Origin of the sequence: Ectopseudomonas khazarica (assembly GCF_004521985.1) — a bacterium.
Classification (GTDB): Bacteria; Pseudomonadota; Gammaproteobacteria; order Pseudomonadales; family Pseudomonadaceae; genus Aquipseudomonas; species Aquipseudomonas khazarica.
The window spans coordinates 41829-59459 of record NZ_SBHZ01000020.1 but is presented as its reverse complement, the minus strand read 5'-3'; the positions used below and the strand labels follow the sequence as shown (position 1 = coordinate 59459).

General features: G+C 67.2%; 18 protein-coding genes. 5 read left to right on the top strand and 13 right to left on the bottom strand.

Translation table 11 applies throughout. The features are described 5' to 3' along the window. Positions 1-62: 62 nt before the first annotated feature. From EPK82_RS21600 to EPK82_RS21585, 4 genes are all read right to left on the bottom strand, one after another. The gene (locus tag EPK82_RS21600) at positions 63-587 is read right to left on the bottom strand and encodes a DUF2937 family protein (protein ID WP_134677975.1); all 525 of its coding nucleotides are present in this window, start codon (positions 585-587) and stop codon (positions 63-65) included. Between the two features lie 16 nt (positions 588-603). Continuing rightward, positions 604-1377: a class II glutamine amidotransferase gene (locus EPK82_RS21595; RefSeq protein ID WP_037053469.1), complete on the bottom strand. Its 774-nt coding sequence runs from the start codon at positions 1375-1377 to the stop codon at positions 604-606. A 4-nt stretch (positions 1378-1381) separates the two neighbouring features. Further along, entirely contained in the window at positions 1382-1828 is a 447-nt protein-coding gene (locus EPK82_RS21590; protein WP_134677974.1) for an HIT family protein, read from the bottom strand. A 63-nt stretch (positions 1829-1891) separates the two neighbouring features. Next, complete coding sequence (locus EPK82_RS21585) at positions 1892-2365, bottom strand: hypothetical protein (RefSeq protein WP_037053471.1); 474 nt, start codon at positions 2363-2365, stop codon at positions 1892-1894. 101 nt (positions 2366-2466) lie between these two features. Between EPK82_RS21585 and EPK82_RS21580 the strand changes: the two genes are divergently transcribed. The 4 genes from EPK82_RS21580 (at position 2467) to EPK82_RS21565 (ending at position 8343) form a co-directional block, all read left to right on the top strand. Continuing rightward, positions 2467-4503, top strand: a complete 2037-nt coding sequence (locus tag EPK82_RS21580; protein WP_134677973.1) for a S9 family peptidase — start codon at positions 2467-2469, stop codon at positions 4501-4503. Then, entirely contained in the window at positions 4503-5867 is a 1365-nt protein-coding gene (locus tag EPK82_RS21575) for a TIGR01777 family oxidoreductase (RefSeq protein WP_134677972.1), read from the top strand. The genes EPK82_RS21580 and EPK82_RS21575 overlap by 1 nt, the downstream gene beginning before the upstream one ends. Positions 5868-6107: 240 nt before the next feature. Further along, the gene (locus EPK82_RS21570; RefSeq protein ID WP_134677971.1) at positions 6108-7730 is read left to right on the top strand and encodes a methyl-accepting chemotaxis protein; all 1623 of its coding nucleotides are present in this window, start codon (positions 6108-6110) and stop codon (positions 7728-7730) included. A 142-nt stretch (positions 7731-7872) separates the two neighbouring features. Next, complete coding sequence (locus EPK82_RS21565; RefSeq protein WP_037053474.1) at positions 7873-8343, top strand: Crp/Fnr family transcriptional regulator; 471 nt, start codon at positions 7873-7875, stop codon at positions 8341-8343. Here EPK82_RS21565 and EPK82_RS21560 read toward each other — a convergent pair. Further along, on the bottom strand, positions 8340-8648 hold the full coding sequence (locus EPK82_RS21560) for a hypothetical protein (RefSeq protein WP_134677970.1): 309 nt from the start codon (positions 8646-8648) through the stop codon (positions 8340-8342). The two genes, EPK82_RS21565 and EPK82_RS21560, sit on opposite strands and share 4 nt — an antisense overlap. A gap of 75 nt (positions 8649-8723) precedes the next feature. Here EPK82_RS21560 and EPK82_RS21555 point away from each other — a divergent pair, with 75 nt between their 5' ends. Next, positions 8724-9074, top strand: coding sequence for a YajD family HNH nuclease (locus tag EPK82_RS21555; protein WP_037053485.1), 351 nt, complete (start codon positions 8724-8726; stop codon positions 9072-9074). A gap of 3 nt (positions 9075-9077) precedes the next feature. Here EPK82_RS21555 and EPK82_RS21550 read toward each other — a convergent pair whose 3' ends face one another. The 8 genes from EPK82_RS21550 to rnd form a co-directional block, all read right to left on the bottom strand. Further along, complete coding sequence (locus tag EPK82_RS21550; protein ID WP_037053488.1) at positions 9078-11615, bottom strand: TonB-dependent receptor; 2538 nt, start codon at positions 11613-11615, stop codon at positions 9078-9080. Positions 11616-11712: 97 nt separating this feature from the next. Continuing rightward, the gene (locus EPK82_RS21545) at positions 11713-12663 is read right to left on the bottom strand and encodes a FecR family protein (protein ID WP_134677969.1); all 951 of its coding nucleotides are present in this window, start codon (positions 12661-12663) and stop codon (positions 11713-11715) included. Continuing rightward, positions 12660-13184 (bottom strand): RNA polymerase sigma factor, encoded by a 525-nt coding sequence (locus EPK82_RS21540; RefSeq protein ID WP_134677968.1) that lies wholly within the window; start codon positions 13182-13184, stop codon positions 12660-12662. Before EPK82_RS21540 ends, EPK82_RS21545 begins: the two co-directional genes overlap by 4 nt. Positions 13185-13311: 127 nt before the next feature. Then, complete coding sequence (locus EPK82_RS21535; protein ID WP_134677967.1) at positions 13312-14538, bottom strand: hypothetical protein; 1227 nt, start codon at positions 14536-14538, stop codon at positions 13312-13314. A gap of 100 nt (positions 14539-14638) precedes the next feature. Continuing rightward, entirely contained in the window at positions 14639-15088 is a 450-nt protein-coding gene (locus EPK82_RS21530) for a YcgN family cysteine cluster protein (RefSeq protein ID WP_134677966.1), read from the bottom strand. Between the two features lie 86 nt (positions 15089-15174). Further along, positions 15175-16107 (bottom strand): D-2-hydroxyacid dehydrogenase, encoded by a 933-nt coding sequence (locus tag EPK82_RS21525; protein WP_134677965.1) that lies wholly within the window; start codon positions 16105-16107, stop codon positions 15175-15177. Between the two features lie 3 nt (positions 16108-16110). Then, positions 16111-16404: a YcgL domain-containing protein gene (locus EPK82_RS21520; RefSeq protein WP_047589720.1), complete on the bottom strand. Its 294-nt coding sequence runs from the start codon at positions 16402-16404 to the stop codon at positions 16111-16113. Further along, the gene (rnd, locus tag EPK82_RS21515; protein WP_134677964.1) at positions 16401-17534 is read right to left on the bottom strand and encodes a ribonuclease D; all 1134 of its coding nucleotides are present in this window, start codon (positions 17532-17534) and stop codon (positions 16401-16403) included. The genes EPK82_RS21520 and rnd overlap by 4 nt, the downstream gene beginning before the upstream one ends. Positions 17535-17631: the final 97 nt, after the last annotated feature.

Here is a 17631-nt window from a genome sequence, read left to right as displayed (position 1 = left end):
CAGTGCAAATTTCTGCGCGATGCCAGCCTGGGACAGCCGCTCTGCGCCCGTCCCTGTCCCGCTCAGCGCCAGTGTCGCTGCTGCGTCTGCCGGGTTCGTCCAGCGCCGGACATCCAGCCGAGCGTGAGGATCAGCAACTCGACCAGCCAGGCCAGCAGCAAGGCGCAGACCAGGCCCCAGAGAATCGCCTCCGGGGTGAACAGCACCTGGTAGCGGTACGCCTGCAGCGTCTCCTCGAACAACCCGCGGTCGGCCCCCGTGGCCAGGTGCCAGGCCTGTTCGTACCAGGCCCCCTGCATGGCCTGCCATTCGCGCTCGAGCAGGGCCGCGCGCTCTACCAAGTGGGCGACGCTCTGCGCATCGCTGCGCATCACCGGGTCGTCACTGACGCGGTAGTGCGCCACCAGCGCGTCCATGTCGCCCTTGAAGAACTTGCTGGCGGTGTCCTGAAAGCCCTTGAGACTCTGTTGCGACTCCAGGCGATGCGCCTCGACGCGCTTGGCGTAATCGTCGACGAACCCCGGTACCTGCACGCCCAGCAGCAGACCGAAGGCGAACAGCGTCAGCCGCAGATAGCTTCTCAACATGCCTCGTTCCCCTCTCTCAGGCCTTGCCGCTGGCGACGCACTCGCCACGACGCCACAACCGCCACTCACCCGGCTCGTAGCGTGACCATTGCTCATTGTCGGTCAGCGGCTCGGTGGCGATCACCGTGACCACGTCGTCAGGCGTGGTTTCCGCCTGGAAATCCACCTTCAGGTCGGCATCCTTGAGCTGCGCAGGGCCGAAGGGCGCACGCCGGGTGATGTGCGCCAGCTTGCTCGAACAGAAGCTGAACAGCCAGTCGCCATCGCTGAGCAGGCAGTTGAACACGCCGAGCTGACGATAGCTGGAACAGGCCGCGACCAGCACGGGCAGCAGCACCTCGACCGACACTGGCTCGGGAAAGGCCCGGCGCACACGATTGAGCAGGTCGCAGAAGGCCGCCTCGCTGTCGGTATCGCCGACTGGGCGATAGAAGCTGCTGGAGCCGGTGAGCCCAGCCAGTTGGCCATTGTGCGCGAAGCACCAGTTGCGCCCCCACAGCTCGCGACTGAACGGATGGGTGTTGACCAGGCACACCTTGCCGACGTTGGCCTGGCGAATGTGGCCGATCACCACCTCGCTCTTGATCGGATAGCGCTGCACCAGCTGCGCCACCTCCGACTCGCTGCTCGCCTGCGGGTCCTGGAAGATGCGCAGGCCCCGGCCCTCGTAGAAGCCGATGCCCCAGCCATCGCGATGCGGCCCGGTACGGCCACCGCGCTGCATGAGGCCGGTGAAGCTGAACACGATATCGGTCGGAACGTTGGCGCTCATGCCGAGCAATTCGCACATCGAATCAATTCTCCTTGGCGAGGATCAGGCGCAGGCGATCGGCTTCATCCTGCAGGCGCGCTTCGATGCGCTTGCGCCCCAGCGGCAGAAAACGCGTCAGCAGCCGCCAGAGCAATGCCGGCAGGTCACCCGGCCGGCGTGGAATCAGGTGCAGATGAAGATGGGGGACGTGCTGATTGGCGTCCGGGCCGTCGTTGAGCAACAGGTTGATGCCCTGAGCACCGTAGCCTGCCTGGCGCAGCGCTGCAGCCACCCGCTCGGCCAGGGGCAGCAGGCGCTCAGCGAGCGCAGGCGGCAGATCGTGCAGAAAAGGCGCATGCCGGCGACTGACGATCAACACATGGGCCGGACGCATGGGGAAGATATCCAGCAGCACGATGAAATCATCGTCCTCGTACAGGCGGTGAGCCGGCAGCCGTCGCTCGGCAATGGCGCAGAACACGCAATCCATCGAGCCTCCCTTGCACTGGGCCAGCCGGCCTTGCGCCTGCAGCGGCAGGCGCAAGGCGGCAGATCAGATACGCGGTTCCAGACGACCGGAACGGTCGTGGCCGTAGTCACGCAGCGGCAGGTCGTCGTCCTCTTCCATCCGCTCGCGCAGCGTACGCGAATCTTCGTCGACCTCGCTCACCTGCTCCTCGCGGCGACCTTGCCACCAGCGTTCGATGGGCCAGCGGATGGCGACGAAGAGCAGGTACAGGGCGAAAGCGATCAGGCCATACAGCGACAGGTCGGCCACCGCACGCCAGGCGTTGTTGCCGACCTTGAGCAACAGGTCCATGGCGGTGACGGCAATCGCCGGGGCGAACAGCTCACGCGCCGGGTCGACGATGGTCGGACTGAACAGCAGCACGGCCACCAGCACCCGCAGCGGCTCACGCGCATAGCGCCACATCCAGGTGGTCATGCGCATCCACACCAGCAGGCAGCCCAGGGCGGCAACACCGTATGCGGCCCAGGCCATGAGGTAGTCGTTTTCGTTCATCATAAGCAGTCGCCGGCGTGGCAGGTGTGGCAAAGGGGCGCTTATGATAACGGCTTTTGCTCGCCCCGGCGCCCCTGTCGGGCACCCAGTTCTGGAGTTTCAGCATGTCCACTGCCCCTCGTGCCCGCCAGGAAGCCGGCACAGATCCCTACCGCTGGCTGGAAAACCGCGACAGCGAGGAGGTGCTGGCCTACCTGCAAGCGGAAAACACCTACCTGGAAAGCACCCTGGCCCCGCAGCATGCCCAGCGCGAGCAGTTGTTCGAGGAGATCAAGGGGCGCATCCGCGAAACCGATCTGTCGCTGCCCACGCCCTGGGGGGACTATCTCTATTACCAGCGCACCACGGCTGGCGACGAATACCCGCGCCACTACCGCTGCGCCCGTCCGGCGGGCGCTTCGCTCGAGGTCGACGCGGCCAGCGAGACACTGCTGCTGGATCTCAACGAACTGGCTGCCGGCGGTTTTCTCTCGGTGGGCGCGTTCAGCATCAGCCCCGACCAGCGGCGCCTGGCCTACAGCCTGGATAGCAGCGGTGACGAAATCTACCGCCTGTTCGTGAAGGAGCTCGACAGCGGCGCGATACGCGAGCTGCCCTTCGACGACTGCGACGGCAGCATGACCTGGGCGAACGACAGCCAGACCCTGTTCTTCACCGAACTGGACGACACCCACCGCCCGTACAGGCTGCACCGCCACCGCCTCGGCGATGAAGCCGCCGAAGCGGTGTTCGAGGAAGCCGACGGCCGCTTCTTCCTGCACTGCTACCGGTCCAGCTCCGAACGTCAGCTGATCCTGCAACTGGGCAGCAAGACCACCAGCGAAGTCTGGGTGCTGGACGCCGACACGCCGCAAGCAGCATTCGCCTGCCTGGCGCCGCGCGAGGAAGGCCATGAGTACGACGCCGACCACGGCATGCTCGACGGCCAGTGGTGCTGGCTGATCCGCAGCAACCAGAGCGGCATCAACTTCGCCCTGTACCGCGCCGCCGAAGACCAGCCGCAACGCCCGCACTGGCGGCAGATTCGCGCGCACGATGCGCAGGTGATGCTCGAAGGCGCGACCCTGAATCAGAGCGCCATCGTCCTCGCCTTGCGCGAAGGCGGCCTGCCCGTGCTCGAGGTGCAGCCGCAGGGAGCAGCCAGCTACCGCGTCGCCCTGCCGGATGCCGCCTACAGCCTCTACGTACAGGACGGCCTGGAGCTCCACAGCACGGTGATCCGCCTGCGCTACGAGGCCCTCGGCCGCCCTGCTCAGGTACGCCAGCTGGAACTGGCCAGCGGCGAGCAGCAGGTGCTCAAGCAAACGCCGGTGGAAGGTCCGTTCGACGCCGACGCCTACGAGAGTCGCCGTCTCTGGGCCACCGCGGGTGACGGTACATTGGTGCCGATCAGCCTGGTGGCGCGCCGCGAGGTCTTCGCCGCCGGCCAGCCGGCGCCGCTCTATCTCTATGGCTACGGCGCCTACGGCGCGAGCCTCGACCCCTGGTTCTCCCACGCCCGCCTGAGCCTGCTGGAGCGCGGCTTCATCTTCGCCATCGCCCACGTGCGCGGCGGCGGCGAGATGGGCGAAGCCTGGTACCGTGCCGGCAAGCTCGAGCACAAGCAGAACACCTTCGACGACTTCATCGCCTGCGCCGAACGCCTGATCGCCGAAGGCCTGACCAGCCCCGCACGCCTGGCGATCAGCGGCGGCAGCGCCGGTGGCCTGCTGATCGGCGCGGTGCTCAACCAGCGCCCAGAGCTGTTCGCCGCCGCCATCGCCGAGGTGCCCTTCGTCGACGTGCTCAACACCATGCTCAACCCGGACCTGCCGCTGACCGTCACCGAGTACGACGAATGGGGCGACCCCAACCAGCCCGAGGTCTTCGCCCGGCTGCAGGGCTATGCCCCCTACGAGAACGTCCGCGCCCAGGCCTACCCGGCCATCCTCGCCGTCGCTGGCTACAACGACAGCCGCGTGCAGTACTGGGAAGCCGCCAAATGGGTGGCCAGGCTGCGCGAGCGCAAGACCGACGACAACCTGCTGCTGCTCAAGACCGACCTGGACGCCGGCCACGGCGGCATGAGCGGTCGCTATCAGGGGATCCGCGACGTGGCGCTGGAGTACGCCTTCCTCTTGCGCGTACTGGATATCCGCTGATGCAGGGCCTGCTGTATCGCTGGCTGTTGCTGATGGGCGCGGGGCACGTGCTGCTGGGCATCGTGCTGGCCTTTGCCGCCCACCTGCCGCTGACCCAGGGTTACTTCGACTACCTGTACGCCGCCCGTGGCCTGCCCCTGCCGAGCCCCGAGCAGCAGGTGCCGCTGCGCACCCTGGTCGGCCTGTTCGGGCCCACCGTGGCCAGCTGGGGCCTGCTGTTCTGCGCACTGCTGGTGATCTACCGCCGCCACGGCCTGGGCCTGATCAAACCCGTGCTGATCGCCGCCCTGCTGCTGTGGAGCCTGCTCGACAGCGCCTTCTCCATCGCCTTCGGCTTCACCCTGCACGCCTACCTCAACGGCGCGGCCGCTCTGGCCATGGGCATCCCGCTGCTGGCCCTGAGGCCCGCCACCCGGCCACGTTCGCCGGCGCTGACACTGCGCCATGACAGCGGGCGTCGCCTGCGTGTGCTGATCACCGGCGGCAGTGGTTTCATCGGCAGCCCGCTGGCCACGGCGCTGAGCCAGGCCGGCCATGAGGTACTGATCCTGACCCGCGACCTGGCCAGTCTCGGCCAGGTGCGCGGGCGCATCAGTGCGCTGACCGACCTGGCGCAGATCGCCAGCGATGAGCGCATCGACTGCCTGATCAACCTGGCCGGCGAGCCATTGGCCGGGCAGCGCTGGAACCCTGCGCGCAAGCAACGCTTCCTGAGCAGCCGGCTCGACACCACCGACGCACTGCTGCAACTGGTGCAGCGCCTGGAGCACAAGCCCGAGGTGCTGCTCAGCGGCTCCGCCGTCGGTTACTACGGGCACTGGCAGGACGAGCCGCTCGATGAAGACAGCGAGGCGCACGATGGTTTCTCCCATCGGCTGTGCGCTCAATGGGAGGCCAGAGCCCTGCAGATGCAGGCGCTTGGCCTGCGCGTGTGCCTGCTGCGTATCGGCATCGTCCTGGGTCGCGATGGCGGCCCACTGGCCGAGTTCAAGCGCCCCTTCGAACTGGGTGTGGCCAGCCAGCTGGGCGATGGCCGGCAATGGATGCCCTGGATACACCTGGACGATGTTCTGGATATCTGCAGCTACCTGATGCGCACGCCACTCAGCGGCCCGATCAACCTCACCGCCCCCGAACCGGTCAGCCACCGGGACTTCTGCCAGGCGTTGCAGCGCCAGGTGCCCTGGGCGCGCCTGCGACTGAAGGTGCCGGCCGCGCTGGTACGCCTGCTGCTGGGCGAGATGGCCGACGAAGTCCTGCTCACCGGCCAGCGCGTGGTGCCGGCCCGCCTGCTGCAGAGCGGCTACCGTTTCCGCTACCCGCAGCTGCAACCCGCACTCCAGCAACTGCTCGCCAGGCGCTAGCCGCGCGCAGCGGCGGCCAAGGCTCGGCCAGCCCCCTGAAGCGGGTGCTGGCGCGGCACTCTCTCTGGCGTCAAAGCCCCGCCACACCTGGCCTGCTGCCACTTTTCAGCGACGAACGGTAACAAACCTGACCGTTCGACCAACTCGCCGCGCTGGCGGCGAAATCTGATCTAGGCTGAACGCACGGCGCTTGGCGATGGCCATGAGCCACCCTTTCCTGCTGCCAAGGAAGACCCTGCCATGAAGAGTTGGAAGATACGCACTCACCTGTTGCTGCTCGCCGGCGTTCTGCTCACCGCGCTGCTGGCCGTCGGCCTGCTCGGCCTGCATGGCCTCAAGACCACCGTCGGCGGCCTGCAGACCGTCTACCTGGACCGCGTGGTACCGCTGCGCGACCTCAAGCAGATTGCCGACCTCTACGCGGTGAACATCGTCGACGCCACGCAGAAGGCGCGCAGCGGCACCCTCAGCGGCAACGCCGCGCAACAGATGATCGAGCAGGCCCAGCAGCGTATCGCCGAGATCTGGAAAGCCTACCTGGCCACCCAGCTGATCGCCGACGAGCGGCGCCTGATCGACGAGATCACCCCCCTGATGAGCAAGGCACAGCAGCCCCTTGAGCAGCTGCAGAGCCAGCTCATCCGGGGTGACCGGGGCGAAATCGAGCGCTTCGCCAGCAACGACCTGTACCCGTTGATCGACCCGCTGTCGGCCAAGTTTTCCGAGCTGATCGAAGTCCAGCTCGGCGAGGCCAAGCGCCAGTACCTGCTGGGTGAGGCGGCCTACGCCAGGAGCCTGCGCCTGAGCCTGTTGCTGCTGGTGGTCGCGCTGCTGCTGGGCAGCGTGCACGTGCTCTACTTCAGCCGCCTGCTCGGCCGCCAGCTGGGTGCCGAACCCGGTGAGCTGGAGGCGATCAGCGCCCGCATCGCCTCCGGCCGCCTCGACGGCGCGCAGCAGGACGTCGGTGGCAGCAGCGGCGTGATGAAGTCGGTGCAGGCGATGCGCCACGGCCTGCACGACGTGATCGGCAACATCGGCGAAGCCTCCGAGGAAATCGAGTGCGCCACCCTGCAACTGGCCGCCTCCTCCGAGCAGGTGCTCAACAGCGCCAATATCCAGAGCGACACCGCAGCGGCGATGGCCGCCACGGTCGAGCAACTGGCGGTGAGCATCAACCACATCGCGGAGAGCGCCCAGCACACCCACGACCGCGCCCGCCAGGCCGGCGAGCTGACCGACAGCGGCCTGCAGGTGACCACCCAGGCCATCGAGGAAATCCGCCGCATCGCCTCGCTGGTGACGCAGTGCTCCGGCGACGTCGAGCAACTCGCCGCACAGTCCGGCAACATCGGCGCCATCGTCGACGTGATCCGTGGCATCGCCGAACAGACCAACCTGCTCGCCCTCAACGCCGCCATCGAGGCCGCCCGCGCCGGTGAACAGGGCCGTGGCTTCGCCGTGGTGGCCGACGAGGTGCGCAGCCTGGCCGCGCGCACCGCACAGTCCACCACCGAGATCGTCGCCCTGGTCGAGGCCATCCACAATGGCGTGTGCCAGGCCCGCGACAGCATGTCCGCGACCTGCTCGCGGGTGGACACCGGCCTGCAACTGGTGGAGAACAGCGCCACCACCATGGGCGAGATCCGCGTGGCGCTGGACGAATCGCTGCAGTCGGTGGGGCTCATCGCCACTGCCCTGCAGCAGCAACGCGCCGCCAGCGAACAGGTGGCGCAGAACGTCGAACAGGTCGCGCAGATCGTCGAGGAGAACTCCGCCGCGCAAGGCGGCATCGTCCAGGCCATTCGTGCCTTGCAGGGCATGTCCGAGCGCTTGCAGGGGGTGATGCGCCGCTTCAGTTTCTAGGGTGTCAGCGGGCGGCGCCGGTGAACGCGACGCCGCCCTGCCGGGTTTGCCTGCTGCCCGTCACATCGGCAGGAAGACGGGATTGGCAACGCCGAGTGCAAACGCTAAGGTCGCCAGCTCGTTCTTTCAGCGTGACGTCCCAATGTCCGATACCTCCCACCTGATCGACGCGATCCGCGACATGCTGCTCGACTGCGGCCTGTTCGACACCCTGGATCGCAGCGACGTGCAGACCGCCGCCGGCTACTTCAACCTCAATCGCATCAACGAGGGGACGGCGATCTTCAGCGAAGGCGACGCCGGTACCTTCATGTGCATCCTGGTCCAGGGCAGCGTCTCGATCCGCAAGAGCAATGCCAGCGGCGACGAGGTCGAGGTGACCCGCCTGCGCCGTGGCCGCGCCTTCGGCGAGATGGCCGTGCTCGACGGTGAACGCCGCTCGGCCAGTTGCGTGGCCACCTGCGACTGCGTGCTGCTGTCGCTGGGCAAGGACGCGCTGGACAAGATGCTGCAGGAAAGCCCGAGGACGGCCGCCCAGGTGATCCGCGCCATCGCCGTCGGCATGTCCAGGCGCCTGCGCATGGCCGACGGGCGCCTGGTCAACCAGCCCTAGTCGGTCTTCCGCGTCTCGCTCGCGCCTGGGCTGCGGCGCTCGTTGCCACCCTGCTGATTGCGCCGCAACTGCTGCTGCAGCGACTCCAGCGGCAGGTCCTTCGCCGGTGCGGAGCGCGGCGCCGGCAACAGCGGCGCCAACCCCGAGCGCCCGGCAGGCGTCTGTGCCGGCCTTGCATAAGGCTGGCTGGTGGTGGGCTGCGTCGACGTTTCCGGCATGCGCAGCAGCGGTGCGGATTGCCCCTCGGCCAGGGCCTGCCCCGCGAGCAACAGCAGAGTGGCCAGCCAGGGCCTGACATGCTTCATCGAAGACCTCCTGCGCGATGCGCTTTCGTTCTATTCTGGCAACACCCACCCACGAACGTTCCAGTGAAACGACTCATGACCACCAGCAAGCTCGACAAGATTCTCGCCGAGGCCCAGCAGCGCCGCGAAACCAGCTACCGGGAAAAGGCGCTGCGCATGTACCCGCACTTCTGCGGCCGTTGCGGTCGCGAGTTCAGCGGCAAGCGCCTGAGCGAGCTGACCGTGCACCACCGCGACCACAATCACGACAACAACCCGGAAGACGGCTCCAACTGGGAGCTGCTGTGCCTGTACTGCCACGACAACGAGCACCAGCGCCAGGTCGACCTGCACTACCAGAAAGAGGAAGCGGCCAGCGCCGGCTCTGGCAGCAAGGTCACGCACAAGGGCCTGGCCGGACTGGCGGATCTGCTGAAGAAGTCCTGATCGTCAGAAGAAGCGCGTCACGCTGATCTTGGCATTGCGCCCCTGGCTATAGGCACCGTCGCCGCTCAGCGCCGGTCGATAGAAGCGGTTGAACAGGTTGTCCACGGTCAGGTTGACCCGCGTGCCCTTGAGCCCCTTCATCGTCGGCGCCCACTCCGCGAACAGCCGGTGGGTGTCGTAGCTGTCGTTGTCGTGCTGATCCCACACGCTCTCGCCGGAGACATCGTAGAAGTCGCTGGGCAAGCGGTCGGTCTTGCGCACGAACTCGCCCTGCCAGCCCATCAGCAGGTCCGCCTCGGGCACCTTCAGGCCCAGCGTCGCGACCCACTTCGCCGGCGGCACATCACGGGCCCAGACGTCCGGCCCCCAGGGATTGCTGTAGGCACCGTCGTGCTTGCCGCTGACCCAGGCATAGGTGAGGCTGCCGAACAGGCGGTCGCTGTCGTAGTAGGTCTCCACCTCGAACCCCTTGAGCGTCACGCCTGGCAGGTTGCGGTAGTTGGACAACGGCAGGTATTCGCCGCACTTCGCGGAAATGGAGCCCCCCTCCGCAGCCTGGCGCTCGCAGGCGATGCTGCGCAGCTTGAAGATCTCGTCCTCGATCCGGTGGTGGAACACCGTCGTGCGGACCTGCAGGCTGTCGCCCTCGCGCAGCAGGTTGCCGAGGCTGACCACGCTGCCTGCACGCAAGGCGCGGATACGCTCGGCGTCCAGGCCGCGACTGGTTCCGCCGATGGTCGTGCTGTTCTGCAGCTCGTACTGCTCGTCGATCACCGGCGCGCGCCAGGTCCGGGCGTAGTCGGCGAACAGGGCGAACTCGTCGGTGACCCGCCAGAACAGCGACAGACGCGGCGACCAGCCCGTGTAGGTCTGCGCCCGATAGTCATGCCCGCGCTCGGGGTTGTTGTAGTTCGACGCCAGGTTTTCCTTGCCCTGGTTGCGCACCGTGTCGAAGCGCAATGACGGAGTGATGGTGAGGTCGCCCAGGGTGATCGCGTCCTGCAGGTAGGCGCTGCGCGAAGTCTGCGAGCCGCGCGGCATGAAGTAAGGCTGGAACCAGCCATAGTTGTACTGCGGACGATTGTAGGTGGACCCCGGCAGGTACATCAGCACGTCCCGCTTGTGGCCGTGCCAGGCCACCCCTGCGGTCAGCTCGTGGCCGAGTGCGCCGGTGTCGAAGCGGCTGGTGTTGCGCAGCTCGACGACCCGGTCCTGATAGTCCGTGCGCATCCACTTGCCACCGGTGGCCAGCGAGTAGCTGGCATCCTCGCCGCGCTCGTCGATCTGCTCGGTTTCGGACCACGAAGCCTTGAGTTCGAGGTCGATCCAGGGGTTGTCCAGTGGCTGGTAGCGATAGCGGCCGGCCCAGGTGGTGTCGGTCACCTCGCGATCGGCCATCAGCCGGCGCATGGCCGCCTCCAGGCTGCCGTAGCGGTCGATACTGTACTTGCTCGGCAGCAGGAAGCTGGCCGCGCTGAAGGGGACGAACTCGTCACTGCGCGAACGCATGAACGTCAGGCCGAAGCTGTGCTCGTCGTTCGGCCGGAAGTTGCCCTTGAGCAAGGCGCCATCGAGTTTCTTGTCGGTGAACGGATAGCGCTGCGGGTACTCGTACTCGGGTTCGAGCTGGATGTTCCCGGCCAGCTTCATGTCGCGGCCATCGCGTGTGGTCAGGTAGGCCAGGCCGTCGAAGCGGGCATCCTCGCTGCGGCCGTAGACCGCGCCGCTGTAGAGCTTCTGCTGGTCGTTGCTGTGATAGCCGTACTTGAGCATGGCGCCCAGGTCACGTCCCTCCTCGAGCAGGTCCGGGGCGTCCTTGGTCTCCATGTGCACGGTACCGCCGAAGCCGCCGTTGCCGGTGAACACCGAATAGGGCCCCTTCTCGACCTCGATGCGCTTGATCAGCTCGGGTTCGATGAACACCGTGCCCTGCTGGTAGCGCTCGAAGCCGCTCTTGGACGCGCCGTCGAGGCTGAACGGGACGTCCTCGGCATCACCCAGCCCCCAGATGTTGACCGTCTGCCCGCCCTGCTTGGACGACCCACCCATGCTCACGCCCGGCAGCGTCTGCAGCAGGCTGGGAATGTTCTCCGCCTGCTGACGCTCGATCTCCTTGCGCGTCAGCGTCGAGCGCCCGACGCTGGCCGAGTCGACCTGGCGACCGTCGCCCACGATGCTGACGGAGCCCAGTTCGATGGCGTTGGCCTCGTTCGTCGAGACCGGCATGCGGCGCACCACGAAGCTCCCCGCGGCCTCCACCAGCTCCAGGCCGCTGCCGCGCAGCAACTGCCGCAGCGCCTCGACGGGTTCGTAGCGCCCGCGCAGTGCGGGCCCCTGCAGCCCCTGGACCTGATCGCTCTCGAAGAAGATCTGCAGCTGCCCTTGCCGGGCCAGGGCCGTCAGCGCGCTGCCCAGGGGCTGCGCGGCCAGATCGAAATCACGTGGCTGCGCCTGGGCGGTTGCCCCCATCAGGCAACCGATCATCAGGGCGGCACCGGTGCGGGAACGCCACCAGGCACTGGGCGAAATGCGGGTTTTCATGCGGGTCTCCACTGCTTGCAACACCACCACGGCATGAGGTGGTTGGCATGGAAGACGCTTAAATGAAAAATATCCGCATATGAGAATGAAAATATTTTTACTCAGGTACACTGATGAGCCGAACGCTGCCATCGTCCAGCGGCTCGACCTTCACCGGCAGGAGCACCGGCAAGGCGCTGAGGAAGTCGTCGGGCCGCGCCAGATCGACGCTGCCGGACACCTGCCTGGCGGCCAGCGCGGCATCGCCGAACGACACCGGCGTCGCGCCGTACTGCGACAGCTCATCGAGCAGCTGTGCCAGTGGCCATTGCTGGAAGACCAGCCGCCCGGAGCGCCAGCTGGCCACTTCACCGTCGGCGACCCGCGAGCGCAGCAAGGTGCCCCGGTTGCCGTCGTAGACCGCGCGATCCCCTGCCAGCAGCTCGACCAGCGGGGCATCCGCGCGTGGCTGCAGGGCGACCCGCCCGCTCTCCACACTCACGGTCAGCAGCTCGCGGCCACGGCGCACGTCGAAGCGCGTACCGAGCACCTGCACGCTCCCCTCCCCGGCCTGCACCCGGAACGGCCGTTGCACATCCCTGGCCACCTCGAAGAACGCCTGCCCCTGCACCAGTTCGACCTCGCGCCGCTCCGCCAGCAGGCGCACCTCCAGGCGCGTGTTGCGATTGAGATGGATACGGCTGCCATCCTCCAGGGTCACCTCACGGGGCGTCTGCGGCCCGCTGACCAGGGTAAGTGCCCCATCCGGCGAGACATCCAGCCAGGCCGGCAGCAGCGCCAGCAGCACCAGGCAGGCGGCTGCCGCCAGCGAACGCCAGCGCCGCCGGGGCGCCGGGCGTTCAGCCGGAATCGGCGGCCTGGGCAGCTGGGCCATGTCCTGCCAGAGCAGCTGCAGGTCGGCGAACGCCTCGGCATGGGCGGGGTCGGCCGCCAGCCAGGCCTGCAGGTCGGCTTCGTCGCGGGCGCCGAAGGCATCGCCATGGCGCCGGGCGAACCAGAGGGCGGCCTGCTCGTCAGGCGACGCCGGGTCGACTCGAAGTTCGCTCATTGCTCATCCTTCCCTGAGTCAGGCGTCAGTTGCTGCCGGCAATGCAGCAGGGCGGCGGCGATGTGTTTTTCCACCATGCTCAGCGAGATGCCCATGCGCTCAGCCACCTGGCTCTGCGACAGGCCCTCGAAGCGGTGCAGGATCAGCGCCTCGCGCCGTCGCGGTGGCAGGCCCTCCAGGGCACGGGCCAGCTGACGCAGGCGCTGCTGCTGGTCGAGGCGTTCCAGTGGACTCGCTTGCGTGGCGGCGGTATCCGCGATCGCTTCCAGCGGCTCGCGCTGGCCCTGGCGCTGCTGGCGACGCCAGTGGTCACGCAGCAGGTTGCGCGCGATGTGAAAGAGAAAGGCGCGCGGCTGCTCGACGCCAGCGCGATCCCGCCAGCCCAGCCACTGGGCGAATGCGTCCTGAGCCAGATCGGCGGCATCGGCCTGGCTTTCCAGGCGTTTGCGGAAGAAGCGCGTCAGTTCCGTGTGGACGCTGCGGTAGACCGACGAGAAGGTGCCGCGAAACTGCTCATCCACGGACGGCACCAGCGGGCGCGGTGCAACAGACTGCCTGCACGAGGCCCCCTAACTGCATGAGGCGCCCGAAGGCGCCAATTAATGATAATAACTATCATTTAATAGCAGTTATCGTATGCAGGTCAACTCAACGCAGCAGGCGCGTATCCAGCGTCTTCGACGGACCACCGATGACATTCTCGGTGATGTCGATGAAATCCTGGGTACTGACCCGGTCCAGGCGCATGAGCCCGCGGGTCACGTCGTCCAGTGACAGGTTGCCCTTGTCCTTGGTCTTCTGCCGAATCTCGCGATCCAGTTCCTGCAGCAGCAGCACCGCACGCGCCGTCACCGGCCCGGTGGCGTGATCGGTGCGCAGGCTGTTGACCGGCTTGCTCCAGTCGATCAGCTGCTCGCGGATCTTCTGGTAACGCTCCTCGCTGATGCCGCCCGCGCGGCGCACCAGTTCGATGGCGTAGTACTCGGCCAGGCCCTCGGCGATCCAGTCGCTGCGCTCGCGCCCGTAGATGCGCCCGAAGACATGCACCAGCTCGTGCACCAGGGAGCTGGTGCCATTCTCGCTGACCAGCGGGCGATCGGCGTGCATGTAGTAGGAATTGGCCGCCGACAGGCCGCCACGCCACATCGGATCGCCGGCACCGACGATCAGCAGCTTGCTCGGATCACGCGGGAATACCTGCTGCAACTGCGGCCAGACGAAGGTGAGGAAGGTCATGATATCCATGCGCCGCATGCCCTCGCCCACCGGCGCGGAGATGGCGACTTCGGTATCGCCCAGGCGCGTGCGCCGGGTGCCGAGCTTGCCGGCGAGCATCCAGCCGGTCGGGCGGTCGAACTTGCGCTGCGCATTGTCGACGCGAAAGCGGTTCTTGCCGATGCGTGGCCAGCCGGTTTCCACGCTCTTCCAGCCCTTGGGCAGGTCGAACTGCAGGCGCGACACCAGTTCGGTCTTGTCCTGCTGATCGAGCTTGGCCGCCGGCACCAGGTCGTCGCCACGCAGCAGCACCCAGTCCTTGGTCATCCGCGCGTCATAGCGCCCCGACTTGCGCTCATGGTCGATCTGCACCCGGTAGCTGAGCACGCTCTTGCCCTTGCCCGGCTGCCACTTGCCGCGCCCGGCGACCTCCTGTGACCACTGGCCGTCGGTCTCGAAGTCGCTGTAGCGCCCATCGTCACCCAGGTTGAAATCCAGGCTGCGGACGCGCTCCCCCTTCTCCAGGGTGATGCTGACCTCGGCCTGATCGCTGTCCGGCAGGAAGCGCACGCGATAATCCAGATCGACCTTCTGGGTCGCGGCGAAGGCCGGCAGGCTCAGAAGCAGCAGAGACGATAACAACGGCAAGCGAAGGGACATCGAGCAACACTCCTGGTGCGGGAACTGGCGGCATATGACCGCGACGCCCCAGGGCAATTCCATGGGCGCCCGACAGATTTGCCACGAAGTGGCGAGGCAATCAACCCGCGCGGAAGATCAGGTGCTCTTCCCAGTCGTCCTCGGCGACGCTGTTCTCGCTGAGCATGCGTCCAGCCTGGGAGATGCGCTCGATATGCACCGCCTCCGGGTCACCGCATACCAGGTGATGCCACAGGGGCAGGTCCTTGCCCTCGCTGACCAGGCGATAGGCGCAGGTCGGTGGCAGCCACTGGAACTGGTCGGCCTGCGCCGGCGTGAGCTGGATGCAATCGGGCACGTGTTTGACCCGATTGGCGTAGTCGCTGCAGCGGCAGGTCTGCAGGTCCAGCAACTTGCAGGCGATGCGCGTGTAGTAGACGGCGCCGTCGTCTTCATCCTCGAGTTTCTGCAGGCAGCACAGGCCGCAACCGTCGCACAGCGATTCCCACTCGTTCTGGTCGAGTTGGGCGAGGGTCTTGCGTTTCCAGAAGGGTTCGACTTTGGCGGCCATGACGGCAGTATGGACTCGGCGGAGAAAAGCGCGGCAGTCTAGCTCGTGCGCCCGTCCGGGCCAAGCCGCGCGGGGCGAACGGCAGATCAATAGCCGCGACTGAAGTCCACCTCACCGCGCAGGGGCGCGGCGGCCTGCCAGCGCGACAGGTTGTCGAGGAACAGCGCGCTCATCAGCAACGGGTCGGTCGGTGCCGAACTGTGCCCGGTCAGCAACAGGCGCGGTGCCGCCCAGAACGGATGCCCGGCCGGCAAGGGCTCCTCGCGGCATACGTCGATCACCGCCCCCGCCAGTTGCTGCCGTTCCAGCGCGGCCACCAGATCGGCATCGACCACCGCCGTGCCGCGTCCGGCGTTGATCAGCAGCGCCTGCGGGCGGAAACGGGCGAACAGCGACGCGTCGTAGAGGTCACGGGTCGCGGGCGTGTCCGGCAGCAGATTGACCACGTAGTCGGCCCAGGCGCTCAAGCGGGGCAGCTCGTCCAGCGCCGCCACCTCGAGGAAGGGTGCCTGCTCGCGCGCCTGACTGGCCAGGCCACGCAGTTCCACGCCGAACGGCGCGAGAAACTCGGCCACGGCCTGGCCGATGTCACCGCAGCCGACCACCAGCACCCGGCGCCCGCGCAGGCTGCGTGGCTGGCCGTTGTCCCACTGCTGCGCGACCTGCGCCGCCAGCCGGGCGAACAAGCGGCGCTCATGCGCCAGCATGTGCCCGAGGACATACTCGGCCATGACCTGGCCGAAGATGCCGACGGCGCGGGTCAGGCGGTAATCACGAGGCAGGTCGGTCGCCAGCAGCGGCGTGATGCCAGCCCAGGTCGACTGCAACCAGTGCGGGCGCAAACCCTCGCGCAGCAGCGGCGTGAGCAGGTCCGGCTGGCCCAGCCAGACTTCGCACTGCCCGGCGGCCTCGCGCAAACGCGCCGGCTCGGCGCTCGCCACCAGCTGCAGATCGGGGTACGCACTGCGGACCTGCTCGGCATACAGCGCGTGCTTGTCTTCGGCGATCAGCAGGCGCATGACTCAGACCGGATCGTTACGGCACAGCAGCTCATCGGGCAGGTGCTGGATGTAATCCTCTTCGGGCGGCGGCATCTGCAGGTGATAGCCCTGCTTCTCGAGGTTCTCCAGCACCTGGGCGATGTCCTCGCGCGCCAGCTGACGCTCGGGGCTGAGCACCAGGTCGAAGGCATGCGCGGGCGGGCCGAACACGGCGAGCAGGCCTTCGGGCACGCGGGTCAGGGCATCGGCCTTGAGCACGTAGAGGTACATCTCGTTCTTGCGCGGGCTTTTGTAGATCGAGCAGATGCGTTTCACGCGGATTCTCCTTCGCTGGCCAGGCAGTCGAGCAGCGCCTGGCCCATCAACTCCCGGCGCCAGCCGCGCAGGGAATCGGGCAGTTGGTACGGACCGTTGGGGAAACCCGTTTTCAGCAGGGCTTCCAGGGTTTTCTTGCGCAGCATCAGCTCCGGCACGATATCCAGGCGCTCGCCCTCGCGCTGGCCGACGGCACGCAGTTTCTTCAGCAGTGCCGAGGCCTCGATCGGCAGCGGCTCGGGCAACGCCTCGGGCCATTGCTCGGGCGGCAATGCCGCCGCATCGCGAATCAGCTGCAGCAGGGTTTCACCATCCTGACGCACGGTCTTCGGGTGCATGTCCTCGATGCGCGCCAGGGCGACCAGGTTGTCGGGCTGCGTACGCGCCAGCGGCCACAGCGAATGCTCACGCAGCACCCGGTTGCGCGGCTGGTTGCGCGCACGCGCCTGTCGCTCGCGCCAGGCACACAGGGCGCGCAGCACCGCCTGCTGCTGACGGGAAAGCTTCCAGGCCAGCTTGGCATCGCGCCAGGCGTCTTCCGGATCGACTTCGCGGTGCAGGTTGCCCACCAGTTCGGCACCGTCCTCCAGCACCCACTCGACCTTCTGCGGCGCCAGGCGGGCGGACAGGGCGCGGTACACCTCCACCAGATGCAGCACATCCTCGGCGGCATAGCGCACCTGCAACGCCGACAGCGGCCGCTGCAACCAGTCGGAACGGGTCTCGCCCTTGGGCAGCTCGATGTCGAGCAAGGCCAGGACCAGGCGCGAATAGCCCATGGAGAAACCGAGGTTGAGGTAACCGGCCGCCAGTTGCGTGTCGAACAGCGGCGCCGGCAGGCTGCCGGTCAGGCGCAGGAACACCTCCAGGTCCTCGCTGCACGAATGCAGCACCTTGACCACGCTGGGCGCTTCGAGCAGCGCGGCGAATGGCGCCCAGTCGCTGATGCGCAGCGGGTCGATCAGGTAGGCGCCGTCGCCGCCGCTGACCTGCAGCAGCCCGGCGATGGGATAGAAGGTGTCGACGCGCATGAACTCGGTGTCCAGCGCAACGAAGGGCAGCGTCTGCCAGACGGCGCAGTGCTCGGCCAGGCTGGCGTCGTCGAGAATCCAGTGTATGTCGTTAGCCACGCGGCTCTCCCATGAACAATGGCGCGCAGTATATATGGCCTGGCCACTCGACGGGCAGCGAGCTGCCGCCGGAGGCTCGATCTGTGTAACCTGTGCC

Bases quoted from the DNA above. Each gene is read 5' to 3' on its own strand.
- EPK82_RS21525 (WP_134677965.1), bottom strand. From the start codon at position 16,107: ATGCGCCTGCTGATCGCCGAAGACAAGCACGCGCTGTATGCCGAGCAG.
- EPK82_RS21590 (WP_134677974.1), bottom strand. From the start codon at position 1,828: ATGGATTGCGTGTTCTGCGCCATTGCCGAGCGACGGCTGCCGGCTCAC.
- EPK82_RS21555 (WP_037053485.1), top strand. From the start codon at position 8,724: ATGACCACCAGCAAGCTCGACAAGATTCTCGCCGAGGCCCAGCAGCGC.
- EPK82_RS21600 (WP_134677975.1), bottom strand. From the start codon at position 587: ATGTTGAGAAGCTATCTGCGGCTGACGCTGTTCGCCTTCGGTCTGCTG.
- EPK82_RS21585 (WP_037053471.1), bottom strand. From the start codon at position 2,365: ATGATGAACGAAAACGACTACCTCATGGCCTGGGCCGCATACGGTGTT.
- EPK82_RS21530 (WP_134677966.1), bottom strand. From the start codon at position 15,088: ATGGCCGCCAAAGTCGAACCCTTCTGGAAACGCAAGACCCTCGCCCAA.
- EPK82_RS21545 (WP_134677969.1), bottom strand. From the start codon at position 12,663: ATGAGCGAACTTCGAGTCGACCCGGCGTCGCCTGACGAGCAGGCCGCC.
- EPK82_RS21580 (WP_134677973.1), top strand. From the start codon at position 2,467: ATGTCCACTGCCCCTCGTGCCCGCCAGGAAGCCGGCACAGATCCCTAC.
- EPK82_RS21560 (WP_134677970.1), bottom strand. From the start codon at position 8,648: ATGAAGCATGTCAGGCCCTGGCTGGCCACTCTGCTGTTGCTCGCGGGG.
- EPK82_RS21535 (WP_134677967.1), bottom strand. From the start codon at position 14,538: ATGTCCCTTCGCTTGCCGTTGTTATCGTCTCTGCTGCTTCTGAGCCTG.
- EPK82_RS21595 (WP_037053469.1), bottom strand. From the start codon at position 1,377: ATGTGCGAATTGCTCGGCATGAGCGCCAACGTTCCGACCGATATCGTG.
- EPK82_RS21570 (WP_134677971.1), top strand. From the start codon at position 6,108: ATGAAGAGTTGGAAGATACGCACTCACCTGTTGCTGCTCGCCGGCGTT.
- EPK82_RS21550 (WP_037053488.1), bottom strand. From the start codon at position 11,615: ATGAAAACCCGCATTTCGCCCAGTGCCTGGTGGCGTTCCCGCACCGGT.
- EPK82_RS21565 (WP_037053474.1), top strand. From the start codon at position 7,873: ATGTCCGATACCTCCCACCTGATCGACGCGATCCGCGACATGCTGCTC.
- EPK82_RS21575 (WP_134677972.1), top strand. From the start codon at position 4,503: ATGCAGGGCCTGCTGTATCGCTGGCTGTTGCTGATGGGCGCGGGGCAC.